Raw genomic sequence first — 24,067 nt, 5'->3', positions numbered from 1 at the left:
ATTAATTATTAAGTCCTACACAATACCAAAATGTTCCGTCAAAGACAAATGTGGCACTTCCATTTATAGGCAATACAATATCAGCATTTCCTGGTAAACTTACACTGCCTAAACCTGGAGGAACGCCTTCGTGTTGAATAGTAATTGCAGAGGTTAATGCAGTAATCGTAATGGTTTGTCCGGTAACTCCTCCTGTAAATCCTCGCAGTGAAGAAGGTACTTGACCATCCAAAATAATAAGACTCTTGTCTGTAACATTATATCCGGGAGGAAAAGGAGTTACTGATGTATCTACCGTTGTGCCCAGGGTCATGGTTTGTACATTGGCATTCCCATTTATTGTTAAGTCATTTACTTTAACATCTCCAGCTACCTCCAGATCTGCTGAAGGGCTGGTAGTTCCAACCCCTACAGCACCAGTATTGGTAATAGTCATACGAGTTGTGTTTTGTGTTTGGAAAGAGATTTCACCAACAGTATTTGCATCGGTATCTGCAGCAATAGTGGTATTTCCGGCATTAGCTACTCCTCCTGTACCTGTTGCTATTCCTGTTATTCCGGAACCATCTCCTATAAAAGTATTTGCTTTTACAGCTCCTGCAACCTCTAATTTTTCAGTAGGAGAATTAACCCCTATCCCTACATTACCATTAGCTGCAACATATAAAGAACTCTCTGGAGCTCCTGCCAAAATTTTAAAAGGAGTTACACCGGCAGTAGCATCTACTATTGCAAAGTGGGATGTCCCTCCGTTAGTAGATGAATTGGCCTCAATTTGCCAATCATTAGCAGGCATTGTACCAGAAATATCATCAGAATCATCAAATAATAATCTTAGATTATTTTCTTTAAGAATAATTGTATTAAAACCAAAATCCTGACCTACATTCATATCCTGGCCAACTCCAAGGCTAGATTGCATAATAACGTCAGAACTAATTACAGCATCTCCGTTTTCTACCGTCCATAATCCACTGTTATAGGTTACTCCGCCAGAATTAATCAAAACGCTGGTATTGGTATTATCTGTATAATGAAAACTTCCATTACCGGTACTGTCATAGTATAAAGTTCCGGGAACCGTTGTAGCAGGAGTACCATCAAAAAGGATAGGGCCACTTACATGTAGTTTGGCATCCCCAAAACTACTGCTTTGATCAACTCCAATACCTACATTACCTGTATTATAAAAAATGTCATTCGTTGATTTTGTCCAAATTAGATTATTTCCTTCTAGTGCAGTACCAGGTACTGTCCCAAATCCAGGGAACGAAGTTTTAGCGTTGTTAGCCGTAACGTCGGTTTGCAGTTGATTAATATCTACAGCAGAGGATATGGTGATAAAATCAATCTTTGCAGACTGGGCTGCTGTAATAGTGGTTGGTGTATTAGTTAAAGCATTATAATCTGCCGTTTCTGCAAAATCTGCAGTTGCAGCATGCAAAGCATAAGGGACACTAAGTAGTTGATTGACGGTAGATATAACATAGTTTGTTCCACCAGTCGGATCAATTTCTATTTTTATAAAATAAGAGCCATTCCCCCAATCTATACTATCAAAACCTGTAGCAGAACCAATAATAATATTGATTAGGCCATTGATATTTGTAGTTGCATTCTGAGTTTCAGAATATACTGATGACCCTGAAGCAGATGTTTGTAAAATATTGATTTGTACTCCGATATCAGTATTTTGAAGTACTGTGTTATTAACATCTCTTACAATAGCCTGATAATTGATTCTATTAGAATCTTGTGCTGTGGCTATAGATAAAGATAGTATGCATAGTAATAAAGTAATTATGCTCTTCATAGGTTTATTTTTTTATTATTTTAAAAGTCTTTAAGGTATTGTTTCGATCTTTTATTGATAGGATATACGTTCCTTTTGCGTACGTACCCATCTCTATAGTAGAAATATTACCTTTTATAGGGCTATTCATAATCAATTTTCCGTGAATATCATGTATTTGAAAATTGATATTTACCAAATTAACGAGATTAATCAACAAGATTAGTCTATCTGTTGTTGGGTTTGGGTATGTGCTTGCATTTAATTGAATCCCTCCTAAATCTATATTAGTTAAGATTTCAATTTCGTAAGCTTGTTGTGTTCCTTCAATTATCGAACCGACCGTATTTGCTGTAGAACTGTAAAAAAAATGCCCCACAGTAAAACTAGATGTTCCACTAGTACCAGTAGCGTTTCCACCAGAGGACACGATGCTCTTTTGAGATAATACCAGAGTGCTGGAAAGGATTAAAACAATAAAAAAAAGTAATTTTATTTTCATATGGTAGTGATTTAATTGGAGGTAAAATTACATCTATTCTATGAAAGGAACACTACGATTATGGTTTATTAATGGTCTTGTTTTCAGTGCTTATGATAAGATTACAGAATGTAAAAATGATATACATTATTTAGTTTTCAGAGCATGGGACTTCGACTCTGTGTTTCCTAAGCCTAGCCTAAGGGCTCATTCCTCGAAATAAATCGAACCCTGAGCTGTTATACTGAGCCTGTCGAAGTAGTACCGAACCCTGATCGTAATCGAAAGGTAAGATACCTGAGCATAATCATAAACACATAAATCAATCCAGTAAACATAAGGTTAAAAACAACGATATCAACCCCTTTTGTCGTTGTGGGTTGAAAAATCATCGTACTTGTCGTAAGAGACATATGCATAAGAATTATTATACATAAACTTTGGGTGTGATCATATACCCAGACCATCAAAATTCTAAAAGCTGGTAAATGCGTAACGAGCTTTATGATCAGTAAGATTGCCAATGGAATATCTTCATCAGGGTCGCTATCCATAAAAAGAGGCAAATGCCATACTCCCCATATGACACCAACAATTAACCCTGTAGTACCTATATTGAAATGTTGCCTCAATCTTGGGACAGCAAACCCTGTCCAGCCAATTTCTTCAAAAAAACCGGCTACAATACCACCTAGAATTCCTCCAAGAACTAAAAAGAGAAGATCATCGGTAGAGAAAAGGATAGGAGAAAATTTAGAAGAAAAAGAAGAGAGTGCTACATAGGTAAGTCCAAAAAGTAGCGGAGCAGAAAAAAGTGCGATTGCATACCATTGGGTGCTTACTTTCCATTTACCTATTCTGGTTATTAGTTGTTTAAAACTGGCTTTACCATTTTCAAAGTAATTAACTAACAACCCTGCTATAAAAGGCCCTGCGCACATAGCCAAAAATAGTAACGGGATTTGACTATCTGGTACTTCTTTCTGTCCGGTAAATCCGTCAATACCCATAATAAAAACTAGACCAGTCCACGAAATCAAAAAAGTGAGTAGAAAGTATATCAACAAAAGATGTTTTGCACGTATACCTAAGCTGTTTTTCATGTTATATCATAGTTTTATTTGAATCTTTTAGTACAACCTATTCTCGATACAATTTTTCTCCATTTTAATACGAAAAATCACTCGAATTGACGGTTTTTATCGTATATCTAAATATTAATCGGGCTGTGGTTTATAGTACTAAAATAATGAATCTTTTGGTATGATTTCAACTTTTAGAAGTGTGTTTTGTCATGATGTATCTTCAGCTCAAATACCAATAAAAACAACGAATCCCAAACCCTGAAGCTGCCACACTGAGCCTGTCGAAGTGGTACCGAACCCTGAGCGTAGTCGAAGGGTGAGCATAAAAACAAAACAAAAAACATCCCCCTATAAAATAAAAGAACCCTATACATCAAAACAGATATATAGGGCTTGTCATGTGTTGTTTTATAGCAAGATCAAGATTAATCTTAGTTACCTAGAATAACAGTATACGTGATATTAGCTACTTTCCAACCTCTTCCGCAACCATTAGATGCATTAGCACTTACCAGTGCTATTTTGTTAGGTGCTATTCGCTGTGCGATATCTGCTACATGAGAATCGAATTGATATTGATACTGATCCATGTTTATATCTCCGTCTCCATCGATATAATATGAATAGTTATAGGTAAACTGTCTGGATTGAATAGGGATGATCAATGTTCCTTTACTAAAAGAAATACAGTTAGAAAGATTTACATATTCTTCGATCTCTGCAGCGGCATCACTACCACATCCGATATCACTATCTAATGTGCATCCAACCCTTTTGGCAGTTGCCTGGTTGTTTTGATGTATCAATTTTTCTACTAATTGTGGCATCGTAGGATCGTTTGATACGTCTTTTACACTTACAAACTGTTTTGAAGCATCTTGAACAGTTGCATTTTGTACTTCTTGTGCTTCGGGAGCATCAAGACCATCGTTTTGACATGCTATAAAAGTAACGGAGATAAAAGCAAACAGGCCTAATTTTAAAATGGATTTTTTCATTGTGTAAGATTTTAAGAATTTGGTTAATGATGATTCAAAACTATTTAAAAAACAGATGAGTTAGTTGTTCCTTTCTAATTGTTTACACAAACATAAAATCGAAGTATAAACCGTAAATAAATAATAATTTTCACTTTTTGGTAGTGTGGAAATTATTGGTTTCTCAACAGTATTATATGTTACTGTAATAATTCAAAAGCCTTGATTTAACAGGAGTTATATTACATACATCTTTGTAGGGTCTAGAAATAATGTTGATAACATCTTTTACAGTAAACGAACTTCGACTATGTGTTTCGTGAACCAAGCCAAAGAACTCAATTCTTGAAGTAGGAACCCTGAGGTGTTACGTTGCGCCTGCCGAAGCGTCGAAATGCTCTCAAACGGGGAGCGTATACCGTATCACTCCTCAGCCTCCGATTCTAATTAAACAAAGGAAATGAATACGGTTGTTAACTTTATTTTATCACGGTAAACAGGGGAGGCGGTGGCGGTAATAAATAATATATTTGTAGTGCATACCAATGATATACCATACATGTTATGAAATGAGCCATAACAATTGAATTGATACCAACCGAGATGTTCAATGGCGAATTCCATCTGACAACTAAAAAACAATAAAAAAAGAACAGATGAAAAATACACTTACTTGTATCATATTACTCATTACACTTTTTTCTTATGCACAGGAAATCAAGGTGCTTACACCAACACGTATCGAAGTACTGGACTTGAATACTACAGATGAAAAGGAGTTTAACAGAAACAGAAAAGCTTGTGAAGCCATTTGGGAACGCATGTCAAAGGGATTAAAAAAAGAAGACCTTACCCAGGAGGAGAAAGCAGAATTAGATAAGATGGTTGATGAAACAATGACTAATTATTGGGATATTGAAGGCCAGGGGTGTAGTTGGTATTGCGGTGGAGGACCATTTAAAGAAACTGCATCATCATATCTGGCCGATCAGGGAAACATAAATTATCGTGCAGAGAATGCCATGGATCTTAACTATAAAAATGCATGGGTAGAAGGAGTACCCGGGTATGGAGTAGGAGAATACCTGGAATATAGTTTTTACCAGGGAAGTCCTCGTATCACAGAAATTATTGTTGTAAATGGGTATGTAAAAAGCGAAACGACCTGGCGAAACAATAGTAGAGTAAAAAAACTTAAAGTGTATGTTAAGAATCAACCTTATGCAATCCTAAATCTTACCGATCAACGTGCTGCACAACATTTTAAAGTAGATCCGATAGGTAAATTAGATAAGAGTATAGATTATATTACTTCAAAAAGTTTACCGCCCTGGACTATGAAATTCGAGATTATGGAGGTGTATCCGGGAGATAAATATGAAGATACAGTACTTTCTGAAATCTATTTTGATGGAATTGATGTACACTGTTTTGCCAAAGGCACTTTGATTACTATGGCGGATCACACTCAAAAACCAATAGAGAATATACTAGTAGGAGAACAGGTACTTTCTTATGATCAATCTACAGGTAGCTATATTGCTGCGACCATTCAAGAACTGGCAAACCCAATACATGATGCTCTTATTACGCTTTCACTATCCAATGGTTCTACGATTACCTGTACCCGTGATCATCCACTCTTATCTTCTTCTGGAGATTGGTTGTCTTATTCTCCCAGGAAAACACAGATGGCATACCAGTTTGATGATGTTAAACAACTTAAAGCAGGGAGTATATTACAAGCTAGTTCTGGTGCGGTGAAAATTTTAAATATCAAAGAAATTGATACTGCTCAACAAACGTATACTATCGTAAAGCTGGATAATGCCAATACATTTATAGCTAATGGTATTGTGGTTGGTACCGAAGAGTTACGTACGTTTAGAACATGTGATAGACATAAAATAGTAACAGAATGAATTGATCTTGTTGTATGATAATGAGAGGTTTATGTTTATATTGTGGATATTAGTTTTTATGTATGTTCTGGCGAGCATATCCTTTTGCAATGGTATTTTGTGCTGGTTTGTAGCGCGGTGAAAAATCCAGGCTTGTAGGTGCACTATCGATAGAAGTTCTGGTATCCCATTGCCAGATATACATACCCGAAAACCATTCTTTACTCCATAATGATTCAAATAATGCCTGGTATGCAAGCTGTTGGGTACGATCAGATTTTTTCTGGTATAGGATACCCAAAGAAGACTGCCACTCCCAAGGTTGTATTGCAGCAGAAGCCTCGCTTTTATACCCCACTTCTGTAAATAGTATTGGCCTTTGGTGTGTTCGAGATAAGGCTTCTAATGTTGTAATGTGAGTACTCCATCCCTTTTTTAAAGTAACCAGGTCGGGATGAGATTTTTTGGTAAGCGGAAAATATGCCTGTATACCAATATAATCTAATTCTTGCCAAAAATCGACATGTTTAAATTCTCCATCCCAATTGGCGGCATAAGTAAGCTTACCATGATATATAGTTTTGATTTCCTGTACCAGGGCTTTCCATCGATCCGGCTGATGTTGTAACGATGATCGTAGCTCGGTCCCTATACAGAATAGTTCAACTCCTGTTTTTTGAGCCATACGTGCATAATGGATCATATTACTACGATAAGAATCAAACCAGATATCCCAGTCGGTGGCAGAAGGTAACGAAATATCAGAGCGCCAGCCCTCGCTCATCCATAAATGTGGTTTTAGGTGAACATGAACTCCCTTTGCCCGTAATTGTGCAATACTGTTGATAAAAACAGAATCTCTCTTGGACCATTGTCCAATAACTTTTGGGGTATTCATTTGTATGGTATGTTGATCTTTCTGGTATAAAAAAGGAATAACAGCCACCCATTCTACATTGTTTTTTACTAGTGTAGTAATAGATTTTTTGTTTTGAGAACCCCAGCCAAATACACTCATTCCGCGATGTTTCCCATCGATTTTATAAAGATCATTTGTCGTATTGCTAGCATTTTCAATAGAATAATCCCACTTATAAGAAAACTCTTCTGCACTATTAGTATATATAATAGCTTTATAGATACCCAATAGGACAAAAAAAGGAATCACTACACCAAATAGTACTTGTTTCCCCATAATAATAAAGCCTTTGCGACGGTATATTCTTATGAAGTATCGAATGAGTAAAAAGAGTATATAAAAAATGCTAAATGCGATATGAGTACTTACTAAAAATACAGTATTCGGAAGTACTTCTATTAAGGTTTCAACAGATTTTTTAAAACTAATATCTGCTCTTAATGATAATGAAAGGAACAATAATACGATCAATATCCAGGTACTTACATATACTTTAGCAGCAGTAAAGAATTCCTTTTTCATTTCTAAATATATCTAAAAACTATTATCTATTAGAGGAGTATTGTCAAAAAACGTTACATCATGAATCTATAACCGGTTTAAGAAACGAAGCTCGAAAGAGCCTAATAAAATAGTGTATATTGATTAATTATCGAATATGATTCGGATTTACTGAGAAAACCATTCGGTTTTATATTGTATTTAAAAGGAAGCTATATCTTTAAATAGAAGTATAATCCACACTTTAAATCATTATATCATGGCAAACGAGATTAGAAAAGAATACAACAACGGAGAGATTACAGTAGTTTGGAAACCTGGAAAATGTACTCATGCGGGTGTTTGTGTAAAGACCTTACCAGAAGTATACCAACCTAAGGAAAAACCATGGATTCGACCAGAGATGGCTACTTCTGAAGCATTAAAAAATCAGATCGAAAAATGTCCTTCTAGAGCCTTGACATTTTACGAAAATGCAAAGTAGTTATACCCTGAATTAATTAGGTACATGCCAGTAAAAAAGCATCTTGTTCTGTAACAAGATGCTTTTTTAGAATCAAGCTAATTCAAAAATATGAGTCCCTGCAACAGGACTTCTCTTTACTTCTCGTTTGATAAGCCTGTCAAAGGCCAATTGACTATTATGTTCACTTTATCATTTTAAAAATCTAAACCTATTGATCAAAGTTAGGATACAAACAGTACTCATAAAAGAGTGTAATGCCTAATGTAGACAGGTTAAATCCCCCTTTTTGACAGCAATTTACTGTTAAATGATATCATTCGATACACTGGGGATGAAAAGGGTTTGTTGGTTTTGAAAAGCTATTCTTTTTAGATAGGAGTATTTATTTAAAATAGAATTCTTTAGTCTATACACATAAAAAGAGGCAATAATATTATTGCCTCTTCAATTATATATTGAATCTAATTATTCATTACATTCTACTTTTTCCCATGTATTTGGTATTTGGTTGGGAGGAGTAAAAAAATATGGCGGAATAATAAAACGTATATTCTTATATAATTCGCCATTATATGATACATACGAATTTACTGCATGCGGTCCTGGTCTCCAGGGATTGAAGTCAGCACAATTTAGACATTCTGCTACATAACTCCACCTGTTAGTTACAAAATAAGGACGAAAATCATTCGATGAGCCTGGTATTTTGCTATAAACTTTTCCATTGTATTTAACTCTCCGACCATCGGCATATGTGTTATGAGAAAAGAAAGCAGGTACACCATAACAATTATATTTATCATATAATGCATTTGAACCATTTATATCATTTGTAGATAAGGCACTTCTTTGTGCCGTCCAGGTACTACCATCAAGTTTTGTCATAGTAGGATTTCCATTAGATGAAAAACTAGAATTAGAAGGATACATCATAATAGATCCAAAATCTAAAAACCCGTAGTTTATTGTATTCTGTATTTCAAATTGAGGTTCATAGGTATCTATTATATTGTTCCATAAAACTTTAATTTTATTATTTCGATCACTTCTGGTGTGCTCGTGCCACAAACCAATTACATGCCCAATCTCATGTATTACATTACCTGTACTACAGCTGTTACTTAATCCTACAATCTGTTGACCTCCGTCCATACCAATTGAGCTACTATAGCATCCTCCTCCTGTGGTAAATCTAACATAATCAGTTTCACTTCCTCTTAGCTTAAATGTTATATTCGTATTATTTGTCCAATGCGATATTGCATTTGTAACTCTATTTTGATTTGGTAAAGCGGGATCGATTTCATAAATAACCTGACCCTTTGGCCACCTACTTAATAAAGTAATACTACCACCAGTTTTACTAATACCGTTATATTCTTTATAATTCGAACTTGCCTTGTTCTTTGGTATTAAAACATCACCGCCGTAAATGTATCCTTCATTTATTTCAAAGGCTTTTATTTGTACACCTTTATACCATATATTAACCCATTTTCCTTCAGAAGAATTAAAAAGGTCAATATATTCTGTTTTAACATTATCTTCTGTTGAAGAAGATATTACTGTATTCGTTTCTTCTATCGGTGTTTTTTCACAAGAAGACAATGTGAAAAAAACGATTAGAAATAAGCACTTTAACGTAGTAAGTGTTATAGTTTTCATATGTGTAAAATTTAAGTTGTTTATTTAGACCAAATATAAATAAGATTTTTGCTCAAACCCTTCTTTTCGATGGAAATTTCGAACCATAACAGAAAGCAATATAATTGTGTAAGCAATGAAGAGGAATTCTTATCCTACTATTATAAAAACAGTATTGTGGGCAGATGTTAAAAACTTGTTTTTACTTTCTGAAAAAATTGTGATTTCTTTGCCACCGGGAAAAAAATATGCATTTGGAACATCAGGAAAAGGAACACGTTAAGGTATACACGCGTTATAACTTCTTTAATAAAACGTATTGTGTATTCAGAGGAGCTTCGCTACGCGAAATCACCAGAAGAAAACCAAATTACAGAAGTGAGTCGGGGAGTACCTATTATTATACAAAACATGGAGTATATAGAATGTCTAACCATTGGGGTAGAGCTGCAAAGTGCCAATGGAGACTAGTATCTGATTTTCCTCCAGAAATTGACGATTTACGATTGGGATATGCAGATTGGGCAGATTTTAGAGAAAATCTGGATCCCGATGTAGATGCCTATTATATTTCGGTTGATTTTGAAACCAAAAAGGTAAGCTATATGCATAAAGATAATCCTGATTATGATCAGGTTGCTGTGCTACGTTCTGCAGATGCAACCCGAAAGCTTATCAAGCAAATCAAAAACCTTCTCGAAACCTACAAGTGGGCCAAATATTATGATTATGATGATTTGGACGAATTTCGTGAAGAGGTAATCACCAGGTTGATTAATAGTAACATCTCTTTAAATGAATTAAGACGTGAGCTGGTGTAGTTTAATAAACTACAGTATAAGCCAGATAAAATAGTAAAGTAAATAATGTGAGTTCGACGTAAGAAAATTTACTTGTCTTTGATACAATTTTCTACCGAAAATTACTCTGACTGACGTAAATTTTCAAGTAAATGCCTTTTGACGGCTTTTTTAAACTAAATCCTTAGATCGAATTCACGTTGAATATGTAATTCCAGGGGTTATCAAAGAATAGTAAAATAGGGGTAATGTATCTGGAATGGAAATGAAAATTATAAATCATTTTTAAATATTTGCTATATATTTACTTTACCTGTTGTGCATTTTGATATTTTTGAATACCAAATTCGTCAATTAGAGTGCTTCGACCATAGGAAGAAATGTATAGAGTCCTTCGATACACTCAGGATGACGAGGATTTGGAATCAAAAAAGCTATTCTCGATAGTTCTACAGAGCTTGCCGAAGTAGAATTTTTCTCTATGTTATCTCGAGCGCAGTCGAGAGGTCACTATGAAAAACCACTTGAATTGACGCTTTTTTTATAGTATTAATTTTAAAATACACAACGGGTTTACTTTTTATATTTTCATGGATTTAGAGCGTCAATTATTATTTCTCTTTAGTGCACTAGGAGCATTAAACGGGTTTTTGTTAAGTTTTTATTTTGCTTTCTTTTCTAAGAAAAGAGGACTGTCTAATTATTTCCTGTCGGCACTTTTATTTGTATTAAGTGTACGAATACTAAAATCTGTTTTCTTTTATTTTAATCCAGCATTATCAGAAGTATTTATTCAAATAGGGCTTTCGGCTTGTGTTCTAATAGGTCCTTTTTTATACTTATATACCAGAAGTTTGATAGTTGAGTCCAAACGTAATGGCTGGTGGTTATTTCATGTTATCCCTGTTCTGTTAGTAGTCATTGTATTAAGCATTATATATCCGTATTGGGAACATAAAAGATTATGGTCAGGAAACTTGGTTAAAATCATATATCTACAATGGCTTTTGTATATTATATGTACAGCGATTCAATTAAAAACGGTTTTTAAGACATTGTTTTCTAAAGAGCATAAAATAAAACAATTAGAAATTTGGGTTTTAAGTGTATTTGGTGGAGTATTTATTATCTGGATGGGATATAATATTGGATCTTACACATCGTATATCGTAGGTGCACTTTCGTTTTCGTTTGTGTTTTTTCTTTTAATTCTATTTTGGGTATTGAAAAGAAATAAAACGTCTTTGTTTTTTGAAGAAACGATTAAATACGCGGATAAAAAGATAGACCATGATGAAGCAAATAAGTTTCAAATCAGATTAGATGGTATGATTAAAGAAAAGAAGTTATTTAAAAACCCGGATTTAAAACTTGCAGACGTTTCTAAACAACTGCACGTTTTACCGCATTACTTGTCTCAATTTCTAAATGACAATCTGGGAAAAAGCTTCCCTCTATTTATTAACGAATATAGAATAGAGGAAGCCAAGCAACTTTTGGTTGACGAAGGCAATTATACTACAGAAGCTGTTGGGTATGAGTGTGGATTTAATTCGAAATCAACATTTTATACTACCTTTAAAAAGATAGTTGGTAAGACTCCGGCGGCATATAAAAAAGAAACAGAATAGTTCTAATTTATAAATCAGTACTTCTGATTTATAATATATAAACCAATACAGGTGAGGATTTTTCAAATTTGCTGAAAATTAATTCAGTATGAGAAATTGTATAGTATCATTTTTGGTGGTTTTTCTTTTTATGGGGTGCTCGGCATCTTCAAAAGATAAGATTTTGTTTGTTACCTCTAATCAACGTACCTACGGAGACACAACTCTAAAAACGGCTAATCATTTTGCAGAAATCGTATTGGCCTATGATGTATTTATAAAATCTGGCTACCAGGTTGATTTTGTAAGCCCAGAAGGTGGCGAAATACCAATAGGATATATAAATACCTCAGATCCTATTCAAAAAAAATATTTAGACGACTTAGATTTTATGAATTTATTTAAAAATACGTACTCACCAGATGCTATTGATGCAAAAAACTATAAAGCGGTCTATTATAGTGGTGGTGGAGCTGCTATGTTCGGGGTTCCTGAGAATAAAGCCATACAGAGTATCTCAAGGAAAATTTATGAGAATACAGGAATTGTATCAGCCATTTGTCACGGAACTGCAGGAATTGTAAATTTAAAGCTAACAAATGGAAAATATCTGTATGAAGAAAAAGAGGTAAATGGTTTTGCTGATGCTTTTGAAAATAAAAACAAAGCGTATTATAAAACTTTTCCCTTTTCTATTGAAGAGGCTATTACTAAAAATGGAGGAAATTTCACCTATTCTAAAAAAGGATGGGATAATCATTATATAGTTGATGGCAGATTAATTACCGGACAAGACCCTACAGCATCTGAATCTGTGGCAAAACAAGTTGTAGCAATGCTTAAGAAAACAAATCATAAATAACTTAAAATAAATAAACAGATGAGAACAATACTTTATATCCTACTTGTATGCATTAGTACTTCTTCATTAACTTTTGCTCAGGAATCTGATAAAGCACTTGTAGAAAAAACCGTTACGTATTATCTGGACGGTGGTACAAATAATGATTTTGAAACCTTAAAAAAAGCATTTCATACCAATGCTACGATGAAATTTATTTCAAAAGACGGTTACAAAGAGGTAAATGCTTTAGAATTCTTTAAAAAAGTAATGAAACCGGGACCTAAACAAAACCGGAAAACAAAAATTGCATCTATAGATATCACAGGAAATGCAGCACAAGCAAAACTTGAAATTGAATACGAAACATTTGCATTTATTGATTATATGAATTTATTAAAAGTAGATGGAGAATGGAAAGTAGTGAGCAAAATATTCTATAGAAAGCAAAAGAACTAAAAAATGAAATCATTTTTATCAATTTTACTTCTCATATTCATTTGTAATCAAGCAATTGGACAAAACTATATCGGAGAAAAAGCAGAGATCAAACAAATATTAGAAAACGGTAAAAACTTTTCTAAATATGTAAATACTTCAAACTATAAAATGATTGGTGAATCGTATACCAAGGATGCCAAAATATTCCCTAATAATTTAAAGATTATTGAAGGAATAGAAGATATATTGGGATATTGGAAACTTCCTGAAGGGATATCAATCATTAACCATAAAATAGATCCTATTGAAATTAAAATCATCGGTAATGAAGCATATGATTATGGTACGTATCAAGGCACTACAAAAAAAGCTAACGGAGAAGAAATTTCCTGGAAAGGTAAATATGTGATTGTTTGGAGAAAAGTTGGAACTAATTGGAAAATGTATCTAGATATATGGAACTCAATTAAGCAGTAAAGTGATTTAATATTATCATTGTTTATTCAAGATTTCTACTGCTTTTGCCCAATCATTCTCTAAAACCGAATGTACTTGCTTTTGATCTGATCGAACGGTATAATCACCAACAAATTGGGTGCCTAACAAATCAATATGATACAATGCTTTGAGGCCATTATCATAAATCACAGCAGGATACACATCATGTTCTCTGAACAAAAAAGAAAAAGGTCCAAAACGAACATGGGCATCTACAATTACTCCTTTGCCATTAGGAGATAAAAGGTAATCTTCTTTAGAAATAAAAAGGGTAAACCAACCTTTATGAATTCGGAAATCATTTTTGGCAACACCTGCTTTTCCTTCATTTGGTAAAGGAGTAATAATTGATTTGATAGAAGCATCACCAACTATTTTCTGAAATAACCCCATCATAGTAAGCAATATCTTATTTTTAATACTAATCGAAGCCTTTAGCATTTTAGACCAGCTTTTTATTTTAAAATTAAAATGACCAGTCCATTCTCCTTTTGCTATTCGAAAGTAATATATCTGGTTAGGAGCATTCTTAAGAGCTTCCGGACTTAGTGCGATGCCTTGTTCTTGTTCTATTAATTCAAGTAATTCGTTTCCAGCATTTAAGGTGTCAATAATCTGTTCGACATTTTTTACTTCGACAGAATTAATAATCTTTAAGACAGATTCTCCCAAAAAACCTGGGTCAATAATTTTTTGACCCACCTGGGCTATATCTATATTTTTTTGTTCAATGACAATTTGTTGATCTGACAAGGTGAGTGGTGCTAATTCGATAGCAAGTTTCCAGGCAAAGTCTCGTGCGATTTTCATACTAAAATTAATAATCGCCTCTTCTTCTTTTTTTGCAATGTCTTCTAATAAGTATAATAATGGTGAAAGCTCACTTAACTCCTTCAGAACAGTTGGGATAATAGAAGCAAGAATCGTATTTACCTTTTGAAAATCATCGTGTAAATCATGAATAGCAGCATCAGGAGCAATTTCTGCAGCAGCAGCTCCCAAATCAATATTGATATGCGGATTCATTCCTAATAATAAGTGTTGAACAATAATGAGTTCATGATCAGATATTGCATTAAAAGCAACTGCCCATGCTTTGGGCATGGCAGGATCATTGTTTTGAAATTGTTCAACTACTTTAAAATAGTGTGCTGCAAAATGAATATCTAACTCTTCAAGTCGTTTATCATCATCAAAATACCCTGTACCTAATTTGTTTTTAATGGTTTGGGTTACTCGCAAATATAAACTAGCGAAATAGCCTACTCGACTAGAGTGTTCTTTTGACCACTGCAGAATAGATTCTAATTTTTTGATTACTTCATCGATAGAAGCTGGATTCATAATAATAGATTTAGAATACCGTTAGCCCATATTTAGCTTTACTAAAGTTATAGCATTTACAATCAATTAAAAAGAGTTAAAACCCCCAATTTATAGCGGGTTTTCTACCTGAAATTGGTAAAAATAGCGCATGTTTAAGATCACAGCCTTCATTATCAATACTTAAGAATTCTTCAATTTCTAAAATAGAGATACTCAAAAATTCAATTTAAGAAACACAGGTATTGTCGTTATAATGACTAATTTTATGTAAAGGGTATGTGTTTTTTTTAATTACCTTCGTATGATAAGTTACCTATATCATGGAATGTGCGACCATATGTTATGATAAAAAACATTTTTTCCCGATGCATTTGCATCCGGATCGCTATACCTTTTCTTATATCATAAATGGAAGTTCAAATCTTATATGTAAAGATGCTATATTCACTTTAAAAACAGGTGATTTGGTCGTGATCCCTCCTTATGTGGCACACCAGACATTGGTAGAGAATTTTTTTCATTATAAGGTGATACGAGTTCCAAAGTTATACTCTTTCAATACTATTTCCAGTGACCGATTAGGTCTAACTATAATACAGAATTGCCATTCGTATAAACATCATTTTGATGCCTGGTTCGAATCGATCAGGGATACCAATAAGAAGAATTTGGGTGCTACAAATAGTGAAGAAACCAGAGTGCCAGAAGTATTTAAGCATTTTTTGATTAGTACTAGTGCTAATTCAACAAAGTCAAAACTTATTTTAAAAAAGGCACTGGTACATTTCGAGCATAATTATAATCGCACCATACTAGTGGAAGAATTATTAGATCTAACCTGTTTAAGTGATAGTCATTTTCAACGTCTTTTTAAAACCAATATCGGGATTTCGCCTATTCGCTATCTACAAAATCTGCGAATAGAAAAAGCTAAAGAATACATAAAGACGAGAGATAGTTTTACCGATATTGCTTATGATACGGGCTTTTTTGACCAAAGTCATTTTAATAAATATTTTAAAATGAATGTTGGGATGATCCCAAAAAAATATGCCGACCTGGTTAAAAATGATTGAATTTTACAATTTTGGGGTTTAAAATTGATCGAACTTGCTATCAAAAGTAAAACGTTATGCAAGATTTAAACCCAAAAGAAGTAGAAGAGGCCCAGGAAACACTAATACGGTATTGTGGTGAGTTTTCACCTTTTATTGCCGAAAAAGCTTTTGGAAGCTATATCTATAATAAAAAAGGAGACGCAATTCTGGATTTTACTTCTGGTCAAATGTGTTCTGTATTTGGACATAACCACCCAAAATTTGTTGAAATATTAGAAAAATCAGGAGATAAAGCTATTCATTTACTAAGTTCTATTTTGTCTCCTCCGGTTATTGATCTTGCCAAAAAACTAACCAGCAAACTACCCGATAGTCTGTCCAAATGTATATTTCTAAATACAGGATCCGAGTCGAATGAAGTGGCAATACGAATGGCAAAATTAGTTACTGGTGGTTTTGAAATCATAGGATTTTCTGGATCCTGGCATGGTATGACGGCCGGGGCGCAATCGTATACCTATTCAAAAACAAGAAAAGGATACGGACCTGCGATGTCTGGTAGTTTGATGATACCGGCACCTTATGAGTATCGCTGTCCGATTGCACATTGTAAAGGGAGCTGTGATCATACTTGCCTGGAAGTAGGCATGAAAATGGCCGATCAGCAATCTGTTGGTGAATATGCAGCATTAATAGCCGAACCTTTATTGAGCGCTGCAGGGATGATAGAATTAAAACCCGACTATATTAAGAGGTTAAAAGAGCTATGTGACGAACGTGGATTATTGCTAATATTTGATGAAGCCCAAACGGCATTAGGACGCCTTGGGACAACTTTTGCTTTTGAACAATATGATGTTGTTCCTGATTTCTTAACCTTATCAAAAACACTAGGAGGAGGGCTTCCTTTGGCTGCAATGGTTACTACGGCAGAAATAGAGGAAGAATGCCATAAAAGAGGGTTTGTTTATGTGACTTCTCATGTATCCGATCCATTTTGTGCGTCCTTTGGCTCGGCTGCTTTCGAAATACTCGATGAACAACAATTAGCCAAAAATGCTTTAGAAAAGGGGAAGTACTTAAAACAGCAATTGCTACAACTACATGAGAAATATGAATGTATAGGGGATGTAAGAGGTAGCGGACTTTTATTAGGTGTTGAAATTGTAAAGGATCGGGAAACAAAGATACCAGACGATGATTTGGGGCAAAAAATATGTAGTAGATGCCTGGAGCTGGGACTAAATATGAATATAGTTCGAATGAAAGGTTACGGAAGTGTTTTTAGAATTGCTCCTCCATTAACCATAAGCAAAAAAGAAATAGATTTAGGAATTGCAATTTTGGATGAAGCGATACAGGATTGTACTAAATAAAAAATACTATTTATTGAATGTGTATATGAAAACAGGTATTTTTACGTATTGTTAGCTATAAAAGTTCATCTTAAGTTTAAACATCATAATCGTCATTTTTTAATTCCCCACATTGATTATAAATAGTTGATTTAAGTTTCTTATTAATGTATTCTTTTATTAAAATTATACTGTAAAATTCTGGAATTATGAGTGAAGATAATAGTAGTACCGAAAGTACCTTTATTCCTTTTGAAAATATAGGCTTGTGTTTTAGCGGCGGTGGTTATCGAGCAACATTCTATTCTTTGGGGATACTTTCGTATCTAAATAAAGTCAAATTTAAAGAAAAACCTCTATTAGAATATGTAGAAGCTCTAAGTTCTGTTAGTGGTGGAACACTTTTGGCAGTAGCTTATGCCAAATCTGCACAGGATACGAAACACAGTTTTACAGATTTTTTTAAAGCATTTTACCAAACCTTTGAACCTAAAAACGATAAATTATTAGATACAGCAATTAAGAAACTGGAAGATGATACCGTTTGGAAAAATAATTCATACAAGACACGTTCCCTGATTAATGCGTTTGCATTGACATATGCAGAAATGGAAGTTTTTAAGGGAGATTTTTCTATGTTCAAGGACCCAGCATCAAAACACTTAAAACAAGTATGTTATAATGCTACAGATTTTTCGTTTGGACTTACGTATAGGTTTCAAAATACAGGAGTTTTTGGTAATTCTCCACTTTCTAATACATCTGTAGAAAAGCTTAAATTTAAAGTACAATTAGGAGATATTATTGCTTCATCTTCCTGTTTTCCTCTTGGGTTTGAACCATTACAATTTCCGGATGATTATTTTAAAGATCATAATACTACAGATTATAAAGCATTGAAAAGCCTTGATAGATTTATTGATGGAGTAGGAATCATGGATGGTGGTATTGCAGATAATCAAGGAATTGGTAGTATGATTCGAATTAATGAGAGAATGAAAAATGCACTCAGTCTTATCATCGTAAATGATGTTGGAAGTTTTAAAATGGTACCCTGGCATCAGGATAATAGTTTTGAGAAAAAAGGAGTTTCTGTAAAACAGTTTATAGCGAAAGCCTTAACATATTTCAGGATTAAACCATTGTATTGGATACTTCTTGTAATAGGAGTACTTATAGTGACTATAAATTCAATGAAAATTTTCAATAGTTGTGATGATTGTGCCTGGCCTGCCATCTATATCATTGGCAGTATATTAATTGGTATTGGATTGACTTTAACAATATTGGGAGGATTAGCCTCGGTTGTCATGAAATTTTTTAAAAGCAAGATGGCATCGCTTTTTAAAAAAAATGTACCAGAACCACTTGTAGATGACATCCTGAGTTTTAAAAAACTTGATATTGGATTGGTGCAACAGATGCTTACAAATCGATTAACATCTGCAGTAAAAATGATTAATGATGTTTTCTTAAAACAAATGCGTAGACTTAATTATGATTTGTTCTATGCTAAATATTCACTAAAAAACAAACGTATTACCACCACAGTATATAAGCTAAATGGCCAAAAGACACCTTATTCGGGAGCTAAGCCCAGTTATAATAAGGATATTAAACCAGTACCTAGCAAATTATTAATGAGTGTAGGGTTAACTGCATCTGAAACACCAACAACATTATGGTGGGATAAAAAAGATATTGCCAAAAATAGAATGGATACACTAATTTCCTGCGGCCAATTTACGCTCTGCTACGAACTTATGGAGTATATTCTAGAGCTCAAAAAATCCGAAGATGATTTAAAAATTGATTTCACCGAAATTGATACCTTATATGAACAGCTAAAAAAGGATTGGAAAGCCTTTAATAAAGATCCGTTTTTTGCACTAGAGGAATTAAAAAAATAAGTGTTTAGAATAGATTTTTGAAGTTGTTTTGATGTTTGTATACCTGTTTTTTATGAGAAGCTTTTATACAAGTCATTTAAAAAAGCTAGCATGTTATCTTTATAACTGTTTCCAATAGGAATTTCAATTCTTCCTATTTCTACATCATTCTTAGTATATGCAGTGATCTTTTCGCTATTTACAATATAAGAACGATGTAAACGAATAAAACGTTTATCAATACGTTTTTCAAAACTAGAAATACTTTCCTTAATCGTTAGTGCTTCATTCTCTAAATGAATTTTAATATAATCCTTTAAACTTTCAACATACAGAACATCATCAAAAAGTACTTTTATTTGTTTTTTTGCTTTGTTTACAAAAACAAAATCTATTTTCTTATGTACAGTATCTTCTGGTGAATCAGACGAAATGGATTTTCTTTCCTGTTTTAAAAACTTCTGAATGGCTAAGAAAAAACGTTCAAAAAATATTGGCTTCAATAAATAGTCTACAGCATTTAATTCAAATCCATCTACTGCATAATCACGATAAGCAGTAGTAAAAATTACCTGAGGTTTGTAGACAAGGTTTTTAAAAAAATCGGTGCCTTTTAATACTGGCATTTCAATATCTAAGAAAAGTAAATCTATTTTTGTTGTATTTAATATCGAACTGGCTTCAATAGCACTTGAGCACGAAGCAATTAATTCAAAATCTGGTAGTTTATCTAAATACGTTTCGATTAATTCTCTGGCTAAAGGTTCATCGTCTATAATTAAGCATGTATAGCTCATATAATATCTAATTTAAGATTAGCAGAAAATGAATTTGATTTGTTTTCAATAATCAAATCATATGCTTTGGGGTACAGTAATTCTAATTGTTTTTTTATGTTTTTTAGCCCTATAGAATCTTTATTCATAGAAATATCAACTCCCATCGGTTTGCTGTTTTTTACATTAAACACTAATTGCTCTTCCTTTTTAGAGATGTTGATTTCGATACTTGCTTGATTTATTTCTTCTTTAACACCGTGTTTAAATGCATTTTCGATAAATGTGAGCAATAATAAAGGAGCTATTTTTTCTTGTCCTGTTACATTTTTACTAAATGAGATTTTTACTCTATCGGCATATCGTATTTTTTCTAAGGATAAATAGTTCTCGATTAAATCAATTTCCTTATCTAATGATACATAATTTTCGTTACAACGATATAAGATATAATCGAGAATATTAGAAAGCTTTTGAATTACTTTGGTAGTGTCATCAGACTTTTTTAAGGCCAATGCATGTAAATTATTTAATGTATTAAATAAGAAGTGAGGATTTAATTGATTTTTTAATGCAGCAAGCTCGGTTGTTCTTTTCTGTTCGTTTAACTTTAGTAAACGTTGTTTCTCTGTATAAAGTTTTAATACCAGGATTAAGAATGTTGGATACAGTAAATACAATGATTTTGATATAAACTCACCTATGTTGGTAAACCTCCCTAGTAGTGAAGCATCGGTAAAACGTTTTATATAATTTACATACGTTGCAGGGAAGGTAGGCTCAAAATAATACATATACGTTAAGGTGCAAATAAGGTAAAAAGTAACTAGTGTTATTATGATTGATATCCAAAAAATCAAGACCTTACCCTTATTTAAAAGATGTACAATTAAAAATTCTATAATCACATAGGACATGGCAATTTGTAATATAGCTCTTATACTGTACGTGATTAACAATTCTTCAGTTGTTGCATAATACCAACTTGCGGTAGAAGCGGAAAAGACAAAAATCAAAAGCCCAAATATGAGGTACTTGAATCTTGAAACTTCCAGAAAGCTTTGGATTTTATGTAACATATCGTTTTCTATTTCTATTGATTGTAAAGGTACAAATTAAAAGAACCCAAGTTCGTATAGGACACCAAACTGAGGGTTTGTGGTGTCGAAAATCTATTTCCCGTAGACAAAATCATAGATCGGCAGTAACCCAATCTATGGCATCACTTATACTGCTTCTGTCTGTTTTTTTTATACGGGTTTACTCTTCATATAATTTAGCCGCTCAAACCATAATTTTTTTGAGAATGAACTTTATGAAAACAATCTTACCTAACCTTTTAGAGAATAGAAAGCATGCATTTATATTCCTTTTCCTTATTTCTATAGGTATGTATGGGCAATCGGGTACAGTTACAGGAGAAATATTAGATCAAAATACACAAGAACCTATACCTTATGTGAACATAATTGTTAAATCCGGAGATAAGATCACAACTGGTGGGATTACAAATGACAAGGGAGTGTTTTTTGTAGATAAAATTCCTTTTGGAGCATATGATTTTGAAGTTCAGTTTATTGGTTTCAAAACAGTTACAAAGAGTATTGCAATTACCAAATCAAACAATAAAATCGATTTTGGAACTATTTTAATCGAAGAAGAAGCTGTTGCTCTTGAAGGAGTCGAAATTACAGCCGAACGTTCGACTATTGAACAAAAGATTGATAGAAAGGTAATTAATGTAGGAAAAGATTTAACTACTGCCGGTGCTTCGGCCAGTGATATTATGAGTAATATTCCTTCGGTAAGTGTTAATCAAGATGGTGAAATCTCTCTTCGTGGTAATGAAAATGTTCGTATTCTGGTTGATGGAAAACCAACTAATATTAGCGCTACCGATCTATTACAACAAATACCATCTACATCAATCAAAACTATAGAACTGATTACAAGTCCTTCATCAAAATATAATCCCGAAGGCATGAGTGGAATTATTAATATCATCCTAAAAAAAAGTACTCGTTTAGGATTTAATGGATCCATAAACTCTGGAGTAACTTTTGGGCAAAAAGCACGATTTAATAATTCGCTGAGTCTAAATTACAGAACAGGGAAAACTAATTTTTACGGGAGCTATGGCAATCGTTTCGGGACGCAAATAACAGATGGAACTGTTACCAGAACTATAGAACAAACGAATCAGTTAACCAAAAATAATAATGGTCGTACATCACATCTATTTAAAGTAGGTGTCGACTATTACATTAACGAAAAAAACACATTTTCGGTGTATACCAATCAAAATTTGTTTAATGCAGATTTAGAAGGTAAAAAAACACTTACTTTTTTTAACGATACTGCTTCAAACTTCATACAATTTGATACAATAAAAAGAGATAATATAAATTCGACTTATAATGTTGATTTTCTACATTCTTTTGCTAAAGAAGGACATACCATAGAACTCGAATTAGATTATAATACACTACAAAGTGATATTGCTAACGATTTTAAGTTCGCAGGAAATTCACCTATAAATAATTATACAGAAATTGTTGATGATAAACGAACAAATACGACAGTAAATCTTGATTATGTAAACCCTCTTAGCGAGAAGTCAATCGTAGAAATTGGAGTAGAAACGCGTCTGCGACGTACCGATAACTCTTATGAAACGAGTCGCATTGATTTTAGAAATTCGACCTTTTCTTATGATAGAGATATTTATTCGTTTTATACAACGTTTAGTCAAAACTTTAATACATGGCAATATAATATTGGAGTTCGATTAGAAGATTATAATGTAACGACTCAATTTAATGAAGTAGGGGAGCCACAAGATAGTTTTAAAGATCACCTTTTTAATGTATTTCCTTCTGGGTTTTTGAAATATACTCCTGACGAAGAGCAGAAAAACTCATATCAATTAAGTTTTAGTAGACGTATTGATAGGCCATCACTAACCCAGATTAGTCCTATACGACGAATTAGTACTCCGCAGATTATTATCATAGGTAACCCAAACTTAAGGCCGCAGTTTACCAATTCGGTCGAACTCAATTATAACAGAAAAATAAATAAAGGCAATATAACGTTTGGTGGCTTTTATAGAAAAATTAAAGATGAGATTAATAGAATAGGCTATTTTGATCAAAACAATCCAACACTACTTATTCTTGATTATGCAAATTTTGATAGTAATGATGCTTATGGAGTTGAATTTTCGGTAAGTTACCGACCAATAAAATGGTGGAATTTTAATGCAAACTTTGATGTGTATACCAGAACACAAAAAGGAGTTATTGAAGGTCAAAATGTAAAAGTTAATAATACTTTATTAAATGCAAGACTTAATAATAGTTTTAAAGCTTCTAAAAACTTAACGTTCCAAATCTTTACTTTTTATAGTGGTCCGCAAAAAATATTACAGTACGAATTAAAAGACAATATTTTCGTAAATGCCGGTGCCCGTTACAATTTTGCCAAAGGAAAAGGAACTTTTAGTGTTAATTTTAATGACATTTTCAGAACACAAAGATTTGCTTTTGAAGCTTATAGAACTGTTATTCAGGATGGTGAATTTAGACGTGATAGCCAATCTGTTTATTTTGGACTTTCTTACCGTTTTGGTGGAGGAAAAAACAAAAGACTAAAACGTAAAAAACGTGACAAAAATGAAAAAACTGACAAATTCTTATAAAAATTAC

The 24,067-nt window shown here is 33.3% G+C and carries 22 protein-coding genes; 12 read left to right on the top strand and 10 right to left on the bottom strand.

Annotated elements, in window-relative coordinates:
- Position 1: 1 nt before the first annotated feature.
- The 4 genes from NNL09_RS20955 to NNL09_RS20940 all read right to left on the bottom strand — a co-directional run bounded on the left by NNL09_RS20955 (position 2) and on the right by NNL09_RS20940 (position 4,356).
- Complete coding sequence (locus NNL09_RS20955; protein ID WP_196910024.1) at positions 2-1,813, bottom strand: hypothetical protein; 1,812 nt, start codon at positions 1,811-1,813, stop codon at positions 2-4.
- A 4-nt stretch (positions 1,814-1,817) separates the two neighbouring features.
- Complete coding sequence (locus NNL09_RS20950; protein ID WP_196910025.1) at positions 1,818-2,294, bottom strand: T9SS type A sorting domain-containing protein; 477 nt, start codon at positions 2,292-2,294, stop codon at positions 1,818-1,820.
- 218 nt (positions 2,295-2,512) lie between these two features.
- A complete protein-coding gene (locus tag NNL09_RS20945) occupies positions 2,513-3,376 on the bottom strand; it encodes a CPBP family intramembrane glutamic endopeptidase (protein WP_196910026.1) in 864 nt (287 codons plus the stop codon).
- 413 nt (positions 3,377-3,789) lie between these two features.
- Positions 3,790-4,356: a hypothetical protein gene (locus tag NNL09_RS20940; protein ID WP_025665648.1), complete on the bottom strand. Its 567-nt coding sequence runs from the start codon at positions 4,354-4,356 to the stop codon at positions 3,790-3,792.
- Positions 4,357-4,991: 635 nt separating this feature from the next.
- Between NNL09_RS20940 and NNL09_RS20935 the strand changes: the two genes are divergently transcribed.
- Complete coding sequence (locus NNL09_RS20935) at positions 4,992-6,257, top strand: hypothetical protein (protein ID WP_196910027.1); 1,266 nt, start codon at positions 4,992-4,994, stop codon at positions 6,255-6,257.
- A 49-nt stretch (positions 6,258-6,306) separates the two neighbouring features.
- Here the strand turns inward: NNL09_RS20935 and NNL09_RS20930 are convergent, their stop codons facing one another.
- The gene (locus NNL09_RS20930) at positions 6,307-7,677 is read right to left on the bottom strand and encodes a glycoside hydrolase TIM-barrel-like domain-containing protein (RefSeq protein WP_196910028.1); all 1,371 of its coding nucleotides are present in this window, start codon (positions 7,675-7,677) and stop codon (positions 6,307-6,309) included.
- 238 nt (positions 7,678-7,915) lie between these two features.
- On the opposite strand from NNL09_RS20930, the gene NNL09_RS20925 reads away from it, so the two are divergent.
- On the top strand, positions 7,916-8,140 hold the full coding sequence (locus tag NNL09_RS20925) for a (4Fe-4S)-binding protein (protein WP_174412100.1): 225 nt from the start codon (positions 7,916-7,918) through the stop codon (positions 8,138-8,140).
- Between the two features lie 447 nt (positions 8,141-8,587).
- Here NNL09_RS20925 and NNL09_RS20920 read toward each other — a convergent pair whose 3' ends face one another.
- Entirely contained in the window at positions 8,588-9,787 is a 1,200-nt protein-coding gene (locus tag NNL09_RS20920) for a M12 family metallopeptidase (protein ID WP_196910029.1), read from the bottom strand.
- Positions 9,788-9,902: 115 nt separating this feature from the next.
- Here NNL09_RS20920 and NNL09_RS20915 point away from each other — a divergent pair, with 115 nt between their 5' ends.
- From NNL09_RS20915 to NNL09_RS20890, 6 genes are all read left to right on the top strand, one after another.
- Complete coding sequence (locus NNL09_RS20915) at positions 9,903-10,049, top strand: hypothetical protein (protein ID WP_196910030.1); 147 nt, start codon at positions 9,903-9,905, stop codon at positions 10,047-10,049.
- A complete protein-coding gene (locus NNL09_RS20910; RefSeq protein ID WP_025665652.1) occupies positions 10,015-10,587 on the top strand; it encodes a hypothetical protein in 573 nt (190 codons plus the stop codon). Before NNL09_RS20915 ends, NNL09_RS20910 begins: the two co-directional genes overlap by 35 nt.
- 569 nt (positions 10,588-11,156) lie before the next feature.
- Entirely contained in the window at positions 11,157-12,197 is a 1,041-nt protein-coding gene (locus NNL09_RS20905; RefSeq protein WP_025665653.1) for an AraC family transcriptional regulator, read from the top strand.
- Between the two features lie 88 nt (positions 12,198-12,285).
- Positions 12,286-13,038, top strand: a complete 753-nt coding sequence (locus NNL09_RS20900) for a type 1 glutamine amidotransferase domain-containing protein (RefSeq protein ID WP_196910031.1) — start codon at positions 12,286-12,288, stop codon at positions 13,036-13,038.
- Between the two features lie 18 nt (positions 13,039-13,056).
- On the top strand, positions 13,057-13,476 hold the full coding sequence (locus NNL09_RS20895; RefSeq protein ID WP_025665655.1) for a nuclear transport factor 2 family protein: 420 nt from the start codon (positions 13,057-13,059) through the stop codon (positions 13,474-13,476).
- A gap of 3 nt (positions 13,477-13,479) precedes the next feature.
- Entirely contained in the window at positions 13,480-13,935 is a 456-nt protein-coding gene (locus NNL09_RS20890; RefSeq protein ID WP_196910032.1) for a DUF4440 domain-containing protein, read from the top strand.
- Between the two features lie 15 nt (positions 13,936-13,950).
- Here the strand turns inward: NNL09_RS20890 and NNL09_RS20885 are convergent, their stop codons facing one another.
- Positions 13,951-15,300, bottom strand: a complete 1,350-nt coding sequence (locus NNL09_RS20885) for a DUF5995 family protein (RefSeq protein ID WP_196910033.1) — start codon at positions 15,298-15,300, stop codon at positions 13,951-13,953.
- A 76-nt stretch (positions 15,301-15,376) separates the two neighbouring features.
- Positions 15,377-15,499 carry a hypothetical protein gene (locus NNL09_RS26220; protein ID WP_255518905.1) on the bottom strand — a complete coding sequence of 41 codons (123 nt, stop codon included), beginning with the start codon at positions 15,497-15,499 and terminating at the stop codon, positions 15,377-15,379.
- Positions 15,500-15,602: 103 nt separating this feature from the next.
- Here NNL09_RS26220 and NNL09_RS20880 point away from each other — a divergent pair, with 103 nt between their 5' ends.
- The 3 genes from NNL09_RS20880 to NNL09_RS20870 all read left to right on the top strand — a co-directional run bounded on the left by NNL09_RS20880 (position 15,603) and on the right by NNL09_RS20870 (position 19,605).
- On the top strand, positions 15,603-16,358 hold the full coding sequence (locus NNL09_RS20880) for an AraC family transcriptional regulator (RefSeq protein WP_196910034.1): 756 nt from the start codon (positions 15,603-15,605) through the stop codon (positions 16,356-16,358).
- A gap of 56 nt (positions 16,359-16,414) precedes the next feature.
- The gene (locus tag NNL09_RS20875) at positions 16,415-17,716 is read left to right on the top strand and encodes an aspartate aminotransferase family protein (RefSeq protein ID WP_196910035.1); all 1,302 of its coding nucleotides are present in this window, start codon (positions 16,415-16,417) and stop codon (positions 17,714-17,716) included.
- 188 nt (positions 17,717-17,904) lie between these two features.
- Entirely contained in the window at positions 17,905-19,605 is a 1,701-nt protein-coding gene (locus tag NNL09_RS20870) for a patatin-like phospholipase family protein (protein ID WP_196910036.1), read from the top strand.
- Between the two features lie 50 nt (positions 19,606-19,655).
- Here NNL09_RS20870 and NNL09_RS20865 read toward each other — a convergent pair whose 3' ends face one another.
- Positions 19,656-20,381 carry a LytTR family DNA-binding domain-containing protein gene (locus NNL09_RS20865; protein WP_196910037.1) on the bottom strand — a complete coding sequence of 242 codons (726 nt, stop codon included), beginning with the start codon at positions 20,379-20,381 and terminating at the stop codon, positions 19,656-19,658.
- Entirely contained in the window at positions 20,378-21,439 is a 1,062-nt protein-coding gene (locus NNL09_RS20860) for a sensor histidine kinase (RefSeq protein WP_051476060.1), read from the bottom strand. Before NNL09_RS20860 ends, NNL09_RS20865 begins: the two co-directional genes overlap by 4 nt.
- A gap of 236 nt (positions 21,440-21,675) precedes the next feature.
- Between NNL09_RS20860 and NNL09_RS20855 the strand changes: the two genes are divergently transcribed.
- Positions 21,676-24,060, top strand: a complete 2,385-nt coding sequence (locus NNL09_RS20855; RefSeq protein WP_231389104.1) for a TonB-dependent receptor domain-containing protein — start codon at positions 21,676-21,678, stop codon at positions 24,058-24,060.
- The last annotated feature ends 7 nt before the right edge of the window (positions 24,061-24,067 follow it).

The sequence above is a fragment of the Aquimarina sp. EL_43 genome (genome assembly GCF_943422735.1).
Lineage (GTDB): Bacteria > Bacteroidota > Bacteroidia > Flavobacteriales > Flavobacteriaceae > Aquimarina > Aquimarina megaterium.
Note: the sequence above shows the minus strand (reverse complement) of the source record. Positions and strands in the feature narration are given on the sequence as shown.

Coding starts and splice junctions, on each gene's coding strand:
- NNL09_RS20870 (WP_196910036.1), top strand. CDS start 17,905: ATGAGTGAAGATAATAGTAGTACCGAAAGTACCTTTATTCCTTTTGAA.
- NNL09_RS20910 (WP_025665652.1), top strand. CDS start 10,015: ATGCATTTGGAACATCAGGAAAAGGAACACGTTAAGGTATACACGCGT.
- NNL09_RS20920 (WP_196910029.1), bottom strand. CDS start 9,787: ATGAAAACTATAACACTTACTACGTTAAAGTGCTTATTTCTAATCGTT.
- NNL09_RS20895 (WP_025665655.1), top strand. CDS start 13,057: ATGAGAACAATACTTTATATCCTACTTGTATGCATTAGTACTTCTTCA.
- NNL09_RS20945 (WP_196910026.1), bottom strand. CDS start 3,376: ATGAAAAACAGCTTAGGTATACGTGCAAAACATCTTTTGTTGATATAC.
- NNL09_RS20955 (WP_196910024.1), bottom strand. CDS start 1,813: ATGAAGAGCATAATTACTTTATTACTATGCATACTATCTTTATCTATA.
- NNL09_RS20940 (WP_025665648.1), bottom strand. CDS start 4,356: ATGAAAAAATCCATTTTAAAATTAGGCCTGTTTGCTTTTATCTCCGTT.
- NNL09_RS20890 (WP_196910032.1), top strand. CDS start 13,480: ATGAAATCATTTTTATCAATTTTACTTCTCATATTCATTTGTAATCAA.
- NNL09_RS20925 (WP_174412100.1), top strand. CDS start 7,916: ATGGCAAACGAGATTAGAAAAGAATACAACAACGGAGAGATTACAGTA.
- NNL09_RS20905 (WP_025665653.1), top strand. CDS start 11,157: ATGGATTTAGAGCGTCAATTATTATTTCTCTTTAGTGCACTAGGAGCA.
- NNL09_RS20950 (WP_196910025.1), bottom strand. CDS start 2,294: ATGAAAATAAAATTACTTTTTTTTATTGTTTTAATCCTTTCCAGCACT.
- NNL09_RS20930 (WP_196910028.1), bottom strand. CDS start 7,677: ATGAAAAAGGAATTCTTTACTGCTGCTAAAGTATATGTAAGTACCTGG.
- NNL09_RS20885 (WP_196910033.1), bottom strand. CDS start 15,300: ATGAATCCAGCTTCTATCGATGAAGTAATCAAAAAATTAGAATCTATT.
- NNL09_RS20855 (WP_231389104.1), top strand. CDS start 21,676: ATGAAAACAATCTTACCTAACCTTTTAGAGAATAGAAAGCATGCATTT.
- NNL09_RS20875 (WP_196910035.1), top strand. CDS start 16,415: ATGCAAGATTTAAACCCAAAAGAAGTAGAAGAGGCCCAGGAAACACTA.
- NNL09_RS20860 (WP_051476060.1), bottom strand. CDS start 21,439: ATGTTACATAAAATCCAAAGCTTTCTGGAAGTTTCAAGATTCAAGTAC.
- NNL09_RS20900 (WP_196910031.1), top strand. CDS start 12,286: ATGAGAAATTGTATAGTATCATTTTTGGTGGTTTTTCTTTTTATGGGG.
- NNL09_RS20865 (WP_196910037.1), bottom strand. CDS start 20,381: ATGAGCTATACATGCTTAATTATAGACGATGAACCTTTAGCCAGAGAA.
- NNL09_RS20935 (WP_196910027.1), top strand. CDS start 4,992: ATGAAAAATACACTTACTTGTATCATATTACTCATTACACTTTTTTCT.
- NNL09_RS20915 (WP_196910030.1), top strand. CDS start 9,903: ATGAAGAGGAATTCTTATCCTACTATTATAAAAACAGTATTGTGGGCA.
- NNL09_RS20880 (WP_196910034.1), top strand. CDS start 15,603: ATGGAATGTGCGACCATATGTTATGATAAAAAACATTTTTTCCCGATG.